The sequence below is a fragment of the Catenulispora rubra genome, from assembly GCF_015356825.1.
GTDB classification, from domain to species: Bacteria; Actinomycetota; Actinomycetes; order Streptomycetales; family Catenulisporaceae; genus Catenulispora; species Catenulispora rubra.
The window spans coordinates 20,487-34,441 of the sequence record NZ_JAACYW010000103.1; the positions used below are offsets into that span (position 1 = coordinate 20,487).

12 protein-coding genes are annotated in these 13,955 nt (G+C 72.2%); 5 read left to right on the plus strand and 7 right to left on the minus strand.

From position 1 onward, the window contains the following. The first annotated feature begins 86 nt into the window (after positions 1 to 86). Positions 87 to 716: a GNAT family N-acetyltransferase gene (locus tag GWK61_RS26055; RefSeq protein ID WP_194912148.1), complete on the plus strand. Its 630-nt coding sequence runs from the start codon at positions 87 to 89 to the stop codon at positions 714 to 716. A 38-nt stretch (positions 717 to 754) separates the two neighbouring features. Continuing rightward, entirely contained in the window at positions 755 to 1,951 is a 1,197-nt protein-coding gene (locus tag GWK61_RS26060; protein ID WP_323747756.1) for a winged helix-turn-helix domain-containing protein, read from the plus strand. Between the two features lie 177 nt (positions 1,952 to 2,128). Here the strand turns inward: GWK61_RS26060 and GWK61_RS26065 are convergent, their stop codons facing one another. The 7 genes from GWK61_RS26065 to mtrA form a co-directional block, all read right to left on the minus strand. Further along, positions 2,129 to 2,956 (minus strand): hypothetical protein, encoded by an 828-nt coding sequence (locus GWK61_RS26065; RefSeq protein WP_194912149.1) that lies wholly within the window; start codon positions 2,954 to 2,956, stop codon positions 2,129 to 2,131. 48 nt (positions 2,957 to 3,004) lie between these two features. Further along, positions 3,005 to 3,718: a response regulator gene (locus tag GWK61_RS26070; RefSeq protein WP_267254350.1), complete on the minus strand. Its 714-nt coding sequence runs from the start codon at positions 3,716 to 3,718 to the stop codon at positions 3,005 to 3,007. A gap of 120 nt (positions 3,719 to 3,838) precedes the next feature. Beyond that, positions 3,839 to 4,555 carry a ribosome hibernation-promoting factor, HPF/YfiA family gene (gene hpf / locus GWK61_RS59770; RefSeq protein ID WP_194912153.1) on the minus strand — a complete coding sequence of 239 codons (717 nt, stop codon included), beginning with the start codon at positions 4,553 to 4,555 and terminating at the stop codon, positions 3,839 to 3,841. 494 nt (positions 4,556 to 5,049) lie between these two features. Then, a complete protein-coding gene (locus GWK61_RS26080) occupies positions 5,050 to 5,787 on the minus strand; it encodes a ComF family protein (protein WP_194912155.1) in 738 nt (245 codons plus the stop codon). Between the two features lie 179 nt (positions 5,788 to 5,966). After that, positions 5,967 to 8,090: an LpqB family beta-propeller domain-containing protein gene (locus tag GWK61_RS26085; RefSeq protein WP_194912157.1), complete on the minus strand. Its 2,124-nt coding sequence runs from the start codon at positions 8,088 to 8,090 to the stop codon at positions 5,967 to 5,969. An 89-nt stretch (positions 8,091 to 8,179) separates the two neighbouring features. Further along, positions 8,180 to 10,045, minus strand: coding sequence for an MtrAB system histidine kinase MtrB (gene mtrB / locus GWK61_RS26090; protein ID WP_194912159.1), 1,866 nt, complete (start codon positions 10,043 to 10,045; stop codon positions 8,180 to 8,182). A 16-nt stretch (positions 10,046 to 10,061) separates the two neighbouring features. Beyond that, positions 10,062 to 10,739, minus strand: coding sequence for an MtrAB system response regulator MtrA (mtrA, locus tag GWK61_RS26095; protein ID WP_194894868.1), 678 nt, complete (start codon positions 10,737 to 10,739; stop codon positions 10,062 to 10,064). Between the two features lie 171 nt (positions 10,740 to 10,910). Here mtrA and GWK61_RS26100 point away from each other — a divergent pair, with 171 nt between their 5' ends. The 3 genes from GWK61_RS26100 to GWK61_RS26110 are packed head-to-tail and all read left to right on the plus strand — an operon-like array spanning position 10,911 to position 13,935. Next, positions 10,911 to 12,062 carry a DUF7847 domain-containing protein gene (locus GWK61_RS26100; protein WP_194912161.1) on the plus strand — a complete coding sequence of 384 codons (1,152 nt, stop codon included), beginning with the start codon at positions 10,911 to 10,913 and terminating at the stop codon, positions 12,060 to 12,062. Continuing rightward, on the plus strand, positions 12,059 to 12,805 hold the full coding sequence (locus tag GWK61_RS59775; RefSeq protein ID WP_194912162.1) for a DUF4129 domain-containing protein: 747 nt from the start codon (positions 12,059 to 12,061) through the stop codon (positions 12,803 to 12,805). Before GWK61_RS26100 ends, GWK61_RS59775 begins: the two co-directional genes overlap by 4 nt. Beyond that, positions 12,802 to 13,935, plus strand: coding sequence for a DUF4350 domain-containing protein (locus tag GWK61_RS26110; protein ID WP_194912164.1), 1,134 nt, complete (start codon positions 12,802 to 12,804; stop codon positions 13,933 to 13,935). Before GWK61_RS59775 ends, GWK61_RS26110 begins: the two co-directional genes overlap by 4 nt. The last annotated feature ends 20 nt before the right edge of the window (positions 13,936 to 13,955 follow it).

Sequence of the window (13,955 nt, forward strand, 5' to 3'; positions counted from 1 at the left end):
GGTCGCGCTCCAAGGGAAGAGCGCGGCGTAATGATCATCGGCATATTCCCTGGAGACCGCCGATCCGGCTCGCCTACGGTGGAGCGATGGACATACGGCAAACGCACGAGCGCCTCGAACCGGTTCCCGTACCGGACCGGTTGCTGGGCGCTCCGCCGCTGCCCCAGGGCCCTTTGGTGACCCGGCGGCTGGTGCTGCGGCCGTGGCGCGAGGACGACATCCCGGCGATCTTCGCGATCTGCCAGGATCCGGAGGTCCAGCGGTGGACCACCGTGCCGTCGCCCTATCAGATGAAAGACGCGCAGTGGTTCGTGCGGGAACACACCCCGAAAGGGTTCCGATCCGGGGACGAGGCGACGTTCGGGGCGTTCGTGAAGGACACCGGGCAGATCGCCGGATCGGTCGGGCTCGCCGGGATCTCCACGTTGGTCGCGGGCCGCGGGGTGCGGACGGCGGAGGTCGGGTACTGGGCCAATCCGGACACGCGCGGGCGCGGGTACATCACGGAGGCCGTCCGCGAGGTCGTGCGCTGGGCGTTCGAGGACGTCGGGCTCGGGCGTGTCGTCTGGCAGGCCTTCGACGGCAACACGCCCTCACGCAGGGTGATCGAGAAGGTCGGCTTCACGATCGTGGGACGGCAGCGCTCCTCGCACACGCACAACGGGGCGGTGCGGGACATGTGGCTGGCCGACATCCTGCCCGGAGAGCTGCGGTAGGAGTAAAGCTGTCGGTGCCGGCGGCTAGCGTGACGGATGTGACATCCGTACCAGCACCGCGCACCGAACTGTCCGCCGCCGAGGCCCGCCGCCTGGCCCTGCACGCGCAGGGGCTGATCGGCGTGCCGGACCGGCGGGCCGGCGCGGCAGGCGTGCTGCGCGATCTCGGAGCGGTGCAGCTGGACACCATCAGCGTGCTGGCACGCTCGCATGAGCTGGTGCCGTACGCGCGACTCGGCGCGGTCGGGCGCGAGGGGATCGAGAAGGCGTACTGGAACCACGAGCCGCACGGGGCCTCGACCTTCGAGTACTGGGCGCACGCCGCCTGCATCCTGCCGGTCGAGGAGTGGCCGACGTTCGCCTACCGCCGCGCGAACTACCGGGACCGGGCCAGCGGCGGCTGGAGCCTGCCGACCTCCGACGAGGCCGAGGCGCTGGTGCTGGGCAAGCTGCGGGACGAGGGGCCGTGCATGACCTCGGATTTCGGCGGGGCGCGCAAGAGCGCCGAGTGGTGGGACTGGTCGGAGACCAAGGTCGCGGTCGAGAAGCTGCTGGCGACCGGGGACGTGGTGTGCGTGGAGCGGCGCGGCTGGCGGCGGGTCTACGACCTGCCGGAGCGGGCGCTGCCGAAGGCCGTGCTGGACACCCCGGAGCCGACCCGCGAGGAGTCGCACGTCCGGCTGCTGGCGCAGGCCGGGCGGCGGCTGGGCGTCGGCACGATAGGGGACATCGCGGACTACTACCGCTTGAAGATCCCTGATGCCAAGCCCCTGATGGACCAGACCGGCCTGGTGCCGGTGAGCGTGCACGGCTGGGCCCAGCCGGCCTGGGCCGACCCGGCGGCCCTGGACCTGCTGGCCGCCGGCGGCCCGCGCGGCCGGCACCGCACGACACTGCTGTCCCCCTTCGACTCGCTGATCTGGGAGCGGGACCGGATGGAGCGGATCTTCGGCATGGTGCACCGGATAGAGGCCTACACCCCGGCCGCGAAGCGGGTGCACGGCTACTTCGCGATGCCGCTCCTGGCCGGCGGCAAGCTCCTCGGCCGCGTGGACCCCAAGCGCGAGGGCAAGACGCTGGTCGCGCGGAAGGTGTCGCTGGACACGGCCGGCGCGGTGCAGCCGATGGCGGACGCACTGCGGGAGGCGGCCGGGTGGGTCGGGTGCGACGCGGTGGCGGTGGAGCAGGTGACGCCGGCGAATGCGGCGGGGGCTTTGCGGGCGGCGCTGGGCTGAGGGCGGCGGCGAGGCGGGATCGGTCGGCTCGCGAGCACGATCCAGACCACCAGCGGCAATGAGCGCTTGGTGCGGCGCCGCATCGGCAAGCAATCAGCTCGCGATGAAAACTCCGGCGATTGTGCTCGGCTGAACTGAGGCATCAAGGGTCTGCGATCGCGCAGCCCCGGGGCACCCCTACCGCCACAGCGGCTGCGGCGGTGCCCCGAACCAGCCGGCCAGGATCTCGGCGTCGTCGGTCCGCAGCCCGCCGCGCCAGTCGACCAGTTCCAGCCCGCGCTCGCGCAGCAGTCCGCCGAAGGCGCCGGCGACCTCCGCGCCCGCGATGCCGGTGCGGTGCACGCCCGCCACCGTCACCCGGCTCGCCGTGTCGACCTGGCCGTAGACGTGCACGCCGTCTGCGACGGTCAGCGCGTAGCCGCCGTGCACCACGCCTCGGCCCTCGATCGCGACCGGGCGGACGAAGTGCGTGGTGGTGCCCAGCCCGGCGGCCAGGTCCTCGACCGTGAGTGTGACGCCGGCCAGTGGCTCGGCGGGGGTGGTGCGGAGGTGGATCTCGGTGAAGCCGGGGCCGGAGCGGAACTCGTCCTGGATGCGGCGGATGGCCAGCAGGTTCTCCTCGATCGCGGTCGCGCCGGACGGGCCGACCAGTTCCACGTCGCGCCACAGGTCGTCCTTCACCAGCAGCACCGTGCGGCCGTCGAGCGGTCCGGCGATGTCCGGGAGGCGGTCGCTGATACTCGACATGCTGAAGTGGATGTCGCGGGCCGGCAGCATCTCGACCCGCGGCTCCTGCTCGACCCGGCGCAGGGTCAGCTCCAGGCCGCCGATCAGCTCGTACTCCTCGCGGAAGGCCGGCTCGGCGCGGACCACCCGCCAGACCTGGCCCGCGGCTTCCAGCATCTGCGTGCCGTCGAACGCCGGGGGAAGGTTCTCCGACGGCACCGTCGTGCGCGCTATCACCCCGCCGTCCGCGGCGTCTCTCAACGTCACGGATATGTCCATGGTCACGAACCTACGCGGGTGGCGTCTTGCGATGTCAAGCTGCGAACGCTAGGTGATCTCCAGCAGTTTCTCCCGCACGGCGTAGACCACGGCTTCCATGCGCGAGTGCAGGTTCAGCTTTTCAAGGATGTTGCGGACGTGGTTCTTCACCGTGTTCTCGGTGATGAACAACTCCTTGGCGATCTCCCGGTTGTTGCGCCCGGTGGCCACCAGCTTCAGGACTTCCATCTCGCGGTCGGTGAGCTTGGGCGCCGGGGCGACCGGATCGGCCGCGGGGGCGGCGTCCGCGCCGCGCGCCAGGGCCGCGAACCCGGTCATCAGCTTGGCCGCCATCGAGGGGCTGACCTGCGACTCGCCGCGCTGGACGGCGCGCAGCGCGTCCGGGATGGTGTGCGGCAGCACGCTTTTGAGCAGGTAGCCCGAGGCCCCGGACTTCACCGCCTCGTAGAGGTCGGACTCCTCGTCGCTGGAGGTCAGCATGATGACCTTGGCGTCCGGGACCGAGCGTTTGATCGCCGCGCACGCCGTCAGACCGTCGGTGTCGGGCATGCGGACGTCCAGGATCACCACGTCCGGGGCGAGTTCCTCAGCCTTGTGCAGCGCTTCCGCGCCGTTCGACGCCTCGCCGACCACCTCGATGTCGTCCTCGGTGTCCAGGACGACGGCGAGGCCTCGGCGCAGCAACGTGTGGTCGTCGGCTATGAGGACTCTTATGGCTTCCGACACAGCTCCATGATGACACCTCAGACGAACAAGTGACATTACCCATCTGGGTGATCGTTGAACCCACCCCCTTCACGGAGCCGAGTGCGCCCGGCCCCGCGAAGGAGTCCTTTGAGATCAGAGCTCTGTCGGATGCGCGTCAGCCGTGTTCGGAGGGCCTCAATGGCGGGAACTGGCCATCCGGTCAGAGGGCGACGAACCGTTGATCATCGGCTCCGCCAGCTCCTCCCCGGGCTCCAGACGGATCACTCCGTAGTCGTACGCGCGGCGCCGGTACACGACCGCCGGCAGACCGGAGTCCTTGTCCACGTAGAGGTAGAAGTCGTGGCCGACGAGTTCCATCTCGTACAGCGCCTGGTCGAGCGTCATCGGGGCCGCGGTGTGCGTCTTCTCGCGGACCACCATGGGACCGTCGTCGTGCGTGGGGCCGGGGATGCCGTAGGGCTGGAGGTCCACCTCGGGGTGGTCGCTGACCGCGCCGTCTGCCGTCAGCAACGGTTCCGTGCCCGGCGGCAGGTCCGCCATCGGCGGGAGGTGCTTAATGGAGTCCGCGATCGCCTTGCGGTTGCGGTGGATCTTCTTGCGATCCTTGGCCCTGCGGAGCTGCGCCTGAAGCTTTGCCGCGGCCATGTCGAGCGCCGAATACGGGTCGCCGGCGCACGCCTCGGCCCGGATGACCGGGGCTCGGGGGCAGTCCAGCGTCAGCTCGATCCGGTCCTTGCTCTCGGCCTGGCGGGGGTTCTTCTCCTCGCCGAGGACGACGGTGAGGCTGATGGCCTTGCCATCCATCTCCTCCACCTTGGCCAGCTTCTCCATGACGTGCCGACGGAACCTGTCGGTCACCTCGTGGTGGCGGCTCTTGACGACGATGTCCACGCGCGTTCTCCAATCTCGCGTTCAGATCTGTGCCGGGCTCACGGCTCCGGCTTCGGCGTCGGATGAGTGTGAATCCAGCGGCGCCTCCGCGAAGTGATCGGGGACTGCTCTTGTATTGACTTCCAACGTACGCCGGGTGCCCTTGGTGCCCGGTTTCCTGAGTGGAGGAAGTCACAGCCGATATGGGTTCCAGCGGGAGTCGCCGGGGGTACGGCTGCGACGCGAGGGGTCCGGAAGGGGAACGGCCTTCGGAAAACGGCCGGCCACCTGCTAGAGGTGGCTGATTATGTGCGTGTGCATGCGCATCGTGCCTGCTCACTGTCTCGTGCACTGGTGCCTATGGCTGAAAACTAGCCCCGGATCGCGCTCGGCGGAAGGGGCCAGAGCGGGCGTTGGACCGTTCGAGTGATCGGAACGGTGTTCGACCGGGGTTTGTGTGCGGTTTCGTGCCGATTCCTCGGCAGTTCACCCCGTGAGACGGTAGTCAGGCACGCTCAGGAGCGGACCCGCGCGGCGGCGATGGTAGCCGCGCCGAGGACCGGCACGCCGGCCTCCCGCAGCGCGCGGGACGCCTCCGCGAGGCTGGCGCCGCTGGTGCTGATGTCGTCGACGAGCACCACACTGGACGTGGCGACCGCCGCCGCGCGACGGGCCCGCAACGCCCCCGCCAGGTTCGTCTGACGCTGCTCACGGGACAGCCCCGCCTGGTCCTCGACGGCGCGGGCGTGCCTCAGCGCGGGCACGGCGCGGACCGGCAGCCCGACCTCGCGCAGGGCCCGCGCCGCGGTCCTGGCCAGGCGCGCGGTGGTGTCCTGGCCGCGGTCGCGGACGGCTTTGCGTCGCGAGGGCATGGGAACCAGCGCGACCGACGCGCAGCCCGCGGCACCTGCCGTGTCGAATACCGCGTCGAGCGCCGTGTCAGGCAGCGTGTCGAGCGTCTGCGCGACGGCCCGCGCGAGCGCCCGGCCCAGCGCGCGCCGCAGATCGGTACGGCCGCGCTCCTTGTACCCGATGAGCATCGTCCGAACCGGGTCCTCGTAGCGGGCCACCGCGTGGGTGCGCGGGGTGCCGGGCACGGCCGCCAGCGTGCGCCACGGCCCGCCCTCGGCCAGCAGGCCGTCGCACGCGGGGCACAGCGGCTCCCCGGAGGGCTGCGGACGCCCGCAGCCGCCGCAGTCGCGCTCGGCGGCCAGATCGAGCAGGGCGGCCCAGAGCGGGCGGACTAGCGGCATCGGACCCCCGGGTCGCGCTGTGGTCGAACGTGGTCGGATACGGTCGGAACGTGGCGGAATTATCCGCTATGTCCGACTACCCGCGCCAGCCGGCTCGACCCGCTTCGGCGGTCAGTCCCCTGTCGTGCCTCAGTCAGTCGTCGTGCCTCAGCCGCCGTGGCCCAGCCGACCGTCGTGCCTCAGCCGGCCGTCGCCGTCGCCACAACCGGGCTCCAGCCCGACTCCTGGAAGCTGTCCGCACCGCCGCTGCGCTTGAAGTACGAGTACGTGGTGTTCGGATCCGTGGGTCCGGGGGCGTCGCTGAACGTCCACATCGAGGCATGCGCGCCGACCGCGCCGGTCACCGCGGCGATGTGCCTGGCGGCGGTCTGGGCGTCCTCGGGGGCGCTGATCGTCGAGTCCTGCGAACCGTCCAGGTACACCTTGTAGAGCTTCGGCGTGCTCGACCCGGCCTGCTGCAACCCCAGCAGCACCACGGTGCGGCCGTCGGCCCAGGCGGCGTCGGTGACGCTCTGCAGGCCGCCCTGCGCCTGGTCCCCGGTCGGCGTGAGGGCCTGGAGCAGCGAGAACTGCCCGGAGGCCGTCCCGTCGGGGCCGGTCAGGGAGACGCCGCCGCCGGCGCGGGTGATGAACACCATCGTGGCCTTCTGCGGACCGGCCGCGCCGGTGGCGTCGGTGGTGTTCGGCCCGCTCACCACGACCGCGCGCAAACCGTCCGGCGAGGGCTTGAACCGGGCCACCTGCTGGTCGGGCATCAGGATCTGCTGGGGCGTGCCGGTGCCCGACCCCGGGTCCCCGGGGTCCTGCACCCGGTACAGGTTCTTGTTGTCGACCACCCACAGCGAGCCGTCCGTCGGATCCCACTCCAGGTCGGTCACACCCTTCGCGGCGGACTTCGCGTGGTACCAGACCTGCTGGTCGTTGTTCTTGTCGTCGACGACGACCACCGCGCCGTCGTGCTCGACCGCGGCCACGAAGGTCGTGGCCTGCGGCGCCTTGCCGTCGGAGGAGTCGGCGAGCTGCTTCACCGCGATCGGCGTGTCCTTCTCCAGCTGGATGCCGGTCAAGTGGACCAGGGACGAGACCTTCGCACCGTTCGGCGGGCAGACGGCGGGTGCCTCGGCGACCCCCGACAGCTGCGGCCGGTCGACGATCGCGGCGTTCGAGTCGCCCTGCGACTGCGGACACACCCAGTACACCGGCGGCGGCACCGAGCCGTCCGGGGCGACGCTGTTCGTTCGGCACGAAGTGCAGCCGGCGTAGTCGACGAGCACCTGGCTCAGCGCCGTCGAGGAGAGCAGCTGCTGGTTCTCCGAGGCGTCCCGGAAGGTCCTGGTCAGCGCCAGCTGCACGTCGCTGACGAGGTCCGCCCGGCCGGCCGGCGGGGGTTTCAGGGTCACCCGGGCCAGGCCGTTGGCGTCCACGGTCACCGGACCGGCCAGCGTCAGCCCGGTGACCTGCGAGCCGAGCCGGCCGTGCAGCACGGCGCGGGCCAGCGCGTCGTAGGTGTAGTCGACCTTGCCGGAGTCCTGGGTCAGGTAGACCTGGTCCATCACCGGGGCCACGGCGCCGCGCGAGGGCAGGTAGACCGCCAGCGGGGACTGGTACGTCTGGTAGGCGCGCTTGAACGACTCCGGAAGGATCATCCGGAAGTCCGGGGGCGTGGTGATCCGCCACCCGACCGACGTGCCCAGGTACTTCAGCGTGAACTGCTGGATGACCGGCCCGGTCTGGTACTGGAAGAAGCCGTACGTGTCGATCTGGGCCACCTGGGCGCCGCTCACGCTGATCGTCTGCTCCGCACCGACCGGCGTGGGCGTGGCGGCCTTCGGTGCGGTGGCGGCCGCGGCGCCCTCGGCCTTGTGCGCGGGGTGGTTCGCGGTCTGCTGGGCGTCCAGGACCGGGTCGTCGTACTTCACGATCTTGGTCGTGGTGGTCCAGGTGGAGCCGGCCGGGATCCACTTGCCGCGGGCCTCGGGGGTCAGGAACTCCTGGGCCACGCTGAAGCTCGGGTCCTCCTGGTCGCCGGTCAGCGACTGCAGGAAGCTGGACACCAGCAACGCCGGCGACATCGTCGGCGTGGGTTCGTTGGCCAGGATGACCACGTTGTTGCGGCTCTGGTTCAGCGGGGCGCTGCGGACGTCGCCCTTGGAGGGCGGCCCGGCGCAGGCCGCGGCGCCCGCGAGGGTGACCAGGGCGATGAGCGCGGCGGCCCATCGGAAGGTCCGGTTCGCCGCGACCGGGTCGGGCTCCGTCGGCTCGCCCGGCCACGAGGCCGGGGTCTGCGGGGTCCGGCGGTCCATGACGTCTCCCGGTCGCGTGGCGGACGGCGGCGTGGCGGGCCGTCGCGGGGCAGACGGTCGCGAGGTAGACGGCGGCGTCGCGGGAGTCATCAGCGCTCCGCCACCCGGTCGCCACCGCGGCCGGTGAGCCCGGTCAGGTCCGGCCCGCCGGTGTGCCGCGGCGGCGCGGTCGCCGCGCCCTCGGCGGCCAGCCGCGCGGCCTCGGCCTGGCGCTTGTGGTGCCTCGAGTCGTCCGGCTCCAGCGGGATCGGCGAGCGGACCAGCTCCATGCCGGCGGTACAGGGCAGCGTCAGCCGGAACTGCGAGCCGCCGCCGGGTTCGCCCCAGGCCTGCAGCCAGCCGTGGTGCAGGTGCGCGTCCTCCAGCGAGATCGCCAGGCCCAGGCCGGTGCCGCCGGTGGTCCGGGCCCGCGCCGGGTCGGCACGCCAGAAGCGCCCGAACACCAGCGAGGACTCGCCGGGCTTCAGGCCCACGCCGTAGTCGCGCACCGCGACCGCGACCGCCTCGGCGGAGGCCGCGACCTTGACCAGCACCGGCCGGCCCTCGCTGTGCTCGATGGCGTTGACCACCAGGTTGCGCAGGATCCGCTCGATGCGCCGCGGGTCGATCTCGGCCACGCAGGGCCGGTCCGGCGCCACGATCCGGACGTCCGAGCCCTTGCGCTCGGCGAGCACCTGGCTGCTGTCGACCACCCGGCGCGCCAGCTGGCGCAGGTCCACCGGCTCGGCGTCCAGCACCGCGGCCCCGGCGTCGAACCGGCTGATCTCCAGCAGGTCGGCGAGCAGTTCCTCGAACCGGTCCAGCTGGGTCTGCAGCAGCTCGGCCGAGCGCGCGGTCGGGCCGGAGAAGTCGTCGCGGGCGTCGTGCAGGACGTCGGCGGCCATCCGGACCGTGGTCAGCGGCGTGCGCAGCTCGTGCGAGACGTCGGAGACGAACCGGCGCTGGACCCGCGAGAGCTCCTCCAGCTTGCGGATCTGCCGCTGCAGGTTGCCGGCCATGGTGTTGAAGGAGGTGGCCAGCCGGGCCAGGTCGTCCTCGCCGCGCACCCGCATCCGCTCGTCGAACTTGCCGTCGGCGAGCCGTTCGGCGATCCCGGCGGCCTGCCGGACCGGGGTCACCACCAGCCGCGTGACGAACCATGCGACCCCGGCCAGGGCCAGGACCAGCACCGCGCCGGCGATCGCGATCATCTCGTTGTCGAAGTTGAGCGCGTCGCTCTCGGTGGTGAACGGGAAGGCGTAGTACAGCTGGACCTTCCCCAGCTCGCCCAGCTGGAACGCCGCGCCGTACAGCAGGCCCGGGGTCTTGTGGCCGGACACCACGGCGCCGGGGGTCGCGTCGCCGGGCGTGGCCGTGACGTCGACGATCCCGCCGCCGGCCGTCTGCGGGCCGTACTCCAGATCGGTGGTCTGGTACTGGACCTGGAAGCCGTCCGGGGAGCCGTAGACCTGCAGTCTGTCCTTGAGCGCCTGCTGGATGCTCTGGTGCTGGATCCCGCCGCAGGTGTACCCGGCGACCGGGAAATTGGGGACCGACGACATCAGCATCACCTGGTAGGTGTCGCTGTTGGCGCCGCTGCACAGGTTCCGGACCATGGCGTCCAGGCTGTTGACCCAGGCGGCGAACTGCTGGCCGTTGGGTCCGTTGGGACCGTTGGGACCGACGGAGCCGTTCGGATTGCTCTGCCGGATGGTCTCGGCGGCGGCCGTGATCGAGGCGCCGACCTCGCTGAAGCCGCTGCTGGCCATGGCCAGCGACGAGCTCTCCTTGGCCTGCACCAGGCCGTCGCGGATCTTGTTGTTCAGCATCCAGCCCAGCACGAAGGCGATGACGATCGACAGCACCAGGGTGAGCGACACCACGCGCAACTGCAGCGAGCCGCGCCAGGTCCCGGGCAGTTCCAGGACGGCGCGGCCGAAACGCCGGGCACCGCCGGTGAACTTCGAGACCCGCATCTACTTCCCCGCGCCGTTAAGCCGGACCGGCTTTGTAACCCACTCCGCGCACGGTGACCACGATCTCCGGGTTCTCCGGGTCGACCTCGATCTTGCTGCGCAGCCGCTGGACGTGCACGTTCACCAGCCGGGTGTCCGCGGCGTGCCGGTAGCCCCAGACCTGCTCCAGCAGCACCTCGCGGGTGAACACCTGCCAGGGCTTGCGGGCCAGCGCGACCAGCAGGTCGAACTCCAGCGGCGTGAGCGGGATCTGCCGGCCGTCGCGCTTGACCGAGTGGCCGGCCACGTCGATCGACAGGTCGCCGATGGCCAGGGTCTCGGGCTTGGGCTCGTCGGCGCGGCGCAGCCGCGCGCGCACCCGGGCCACCAGCTCCTTGACCTTGAACGGCTTGATCACGTAGTCGTCGGCCCCGGACTCCAGGCCGACCACCACGTCGACCGTGTCGCTCTTGGCGGTGAGCATGATGATCGGGACCCCGGACTCGCCGCGGATCAGGCGGCACACGTCGATTCCGTCGCGTCCGGGCAACATCAGGTCAAGCAGGACCAGGTCCGGCTTGAAATCACGGAAGACCTGCAGAGCCCGGTCACCGTCGGCGACGGACGTGGTCTCGAAGCCCTCGCCGCGCAGGGCTATGCCCAGCATCTCGGACAGGGCTATGTCATCGTCGACGATGAGGACACGACCTTTCATGCGGACTATCGTCGCATTACTTTCTGCTTTTGGTGAATCCCCGGTGCCACTGGGAAGGATCGCCGGTGTTGGTGCGGGGGTGGCGCCGTCCTCGGAGCTGCCTGCATGCTGGGGTGCACACTCCCGGCGACGAGCCGGTCCCCGCCCGAGGAAGAAGCGTCCAGGCAGCCCATGAGCCATCTCACCGGAGCGAACGCGCCTGTCGGCGACCCTGGCGCGGCGTACACGCCGGCCGGTCTCGGCCGGGGAGTCGTCCCCCTGCGTCCTTTGCAAGCAGGGGAAATCCTCGACGGCGCGGTGACCGCCATGCGCTCCTATCCCGGCGTCATGCTCGGGCTGTCGGCCCTGGTGGTCGCGCTGGGCCAGGCGGTGGCGATCCCGCTGGACTACCTCTATCTGCACTTCCTGGCCGGACTGGTCAACGGCAACACCACGCTGGGCAGCGGCACCGGGATCAACGACCTGGCGCTGCTGCGGCCCGGCGTGCTGCTGAACGCGCTGGTCGTCTCGCTGCTGGTCGGGCTGCTGACCAGCGCGGTGGCGCGGGCCGTGCTGGGCCGGCCGGTGACGCTGGCCGAGGTCTGGGCGCAGACCCGGCCGCGGCTGCCCCGGCTGCTCGGGCTCTCGCTGGTGATCTTCGTCGTCCTGTTCGGGGTGCTGGCCCTGGGGATGCTCCCCGGCCTGCTGCTGGCGGCCGCCGGGAGCCCGGCCGCGGCCCTGGTGCTGCTGCTCGGGCTCGGCGGCGCGGCGGCGCTGGCGGTCAACCGGTGGGTCGCGTGGTCGCTGGCCGCGGCCGCGCTGGTCCTGGAGGACCAGCCGGTGCGGCGGGCGCTGAAGCGGTCCTCGACGCTGGTCAAGGGCGGCTGGTGGCGGGTGCTGGGGGTCTCGTTGCTGGGGCTGCTGGTGTCCGAGATGGTCGCCGTGGTGCTCTCGGTGGTGCAGCAGGTGGTCGTGGGCTCGAACCTGAGCCCGGTGAGCGACAACGGGGACGGGACGTACTCCGGGCACCATGTCTCGCTGGTGTACGTGTTCGTCGGGGCGTTGTTCTCGGCGGGGATCCAGACGGTGGTGTCGCCGTTCGCCGCGTCGGTGATGGCGCTGCAGTATGTGGACCGACGGATGCGGCGCGAGGGGTTGGACATTCAGCTGGCGATGAGTGCGCGGGCACGGCGGGACGGTTCGGCGGGCGCGGCTGGCGCGGCTGGCACGGCGGCTGCGGCTGCGGCTTCCGGCGCGGCCACGATGGCCGGTGCGGCGGTCGGTTCGGCACTCGGCGCGGCGCCCGGCGGCGGCCCGGAGCCGGGGAACGGCCCGGCCGCGTGACCGATCCGGGGGCCCCGGTCACGCCACCGCCCGGCGTACCGATCACTGTCGGCCGCGACGAGGCACGCCGCGCGGCCGCCGACGAGCTGGCCAAACCGGTCTACGCGCACGCCCGGCCCTCGCTCACGAAGCGCGCTCTGGACTGGCTCGGCCACGAGATCAGCACCCTGTGGGACAAGGCCTTCGGCAGCAGCTCGGGCGGCGGAAGCGGGGGCTGGAGCGCCGTGCTGGCCGTCCTGGTGCTGCTGGTGGTGGCCGTGGTGGTGATCCGGCGGCGCTACGGACCGATGCGGCGGCGGGTCACGGCCGACCAGGCGCTGTTCGACGAGGCGGCCCCGATGGACGCGGCCGGCTACCGGCGCACGGCCGAGGAGCACGCGGCCGGCGGACGCTGGGCCGAGGCCGTCCGGGCCCGGCTGCGTGCGGTCATCGCCGCGCTGGAGGAGCGAGCGGTCCTGGACCCGAGGCCGGGGCGGACCGCCGACGTGGCGGCACGCGAGGCCGGCGCGCTGCTGCCGGACCAGGCCCCGGCGCTGCTCGCCGCGGCACGGGTCTTCGACGACATCTGGTACGGCGAGAGCGCCGCGGGGCCCGAGGACTACCGGCGGCTGATGGCCGTCGACGACGCGGTCGCGGCGGCGCGGGTGCGCGTCGGCAGCGCGTCCGGGGCACCCATGGTCGGCGACCTGCCGCAGCTCTCTGAGACCCCGGCCGGCCGCCGGGACCCCTCGGAGCCGCGATGACGACGCTGCGGGCGTGGCGCTGGCCGGTGGCCGCGCTCGCCGTTCTGCTGCTCGGGGCCCTGGTCACGGCGATCGCCATCGGCGGCAACGGCGGCGGGACGCTCGATCCGGACTCCGCGTCCCCCGACGGCGGCCGTGCGTTGGCCGCGCTGCTGCGCGACCGCGGCGTCACGGTCACTCCGGCCCGGACCACCGCCGACGCGCTGGCCGCGGTCCAGGGGGCGCAGGGCGACGCGACGCTGCTCGTCACCGATCCGGGACTGCTGACCCTGCTCCAGATCGACACGCTGGCCTCGACGCCGGTGGCGCGGCTGGTGGTCGTGCAGCCGGATCCGGAGTCGGCGCGGCTGCTGACCACGCAGACGGCGCGGGTGGACGCGCCGCCCGAGGGCTCGCAGCTGGTCGATCCGGCCTGTCCGGACGCCGACGCGAAGGCCGCCGGGAACGCCGACATCGGCGACGGCGAGGTGTTCAGCGGCCTGACGAGCGGGTGCTACCAGGTGCCCGGCGGGTACGCGCTGGCCACGACGGCCGGGCCGTCGTCGGACGACACGGTGCTGGTCGGCAGCCGCACGCCGTTCCGCAACGACCGGATCGCCGACCACGGCAACGCGGCCCTGGCGCTGCGGCTGCTCGGCAAGCACCCGACGGTCGTGTGGTACCTGCCGGACGGCGCGGACCCGGGCGCGACGGAGTCGGGACACAAGAGCTTCACGGCGGTGCTGCCGGCCGGCTGGCGCTGGGGCGCCCTGACGATGGTGCTGGCGATCGCGCTGCTGGCCCTGTGGCAGGCGCGGCGGCTGGGGCCGGTGGTCGCCGAGCGGATGCCGGTGGCGGTGCGGGCGGCCGAGACGGTCGAGGGCCGCGCGCGGCTGTACGAACGTGGCAAGGTGACCGACCGTGCGGCCGGCGCGCTGCGCGAGGCGACGCGCTCGCGGCTGGCCGCGCGGCTGGGGCTGCCGCGCGCGGCCCCGGTCGGCGACATCGCGGCGGCGATCGCGGCGCGCGGCGGGGCCGAGGCGGGGGCGACGCTGGCGGTGCTGGCGGGGGTGGTGCCCGCGGACGACGCGGGGCTGGTGGGATTGGCTTCGGCGCTGGACCGGCTGGAAGCCGAGGTCGGGCGGCTGTGAACGAGGGACAGGAGAGCGAG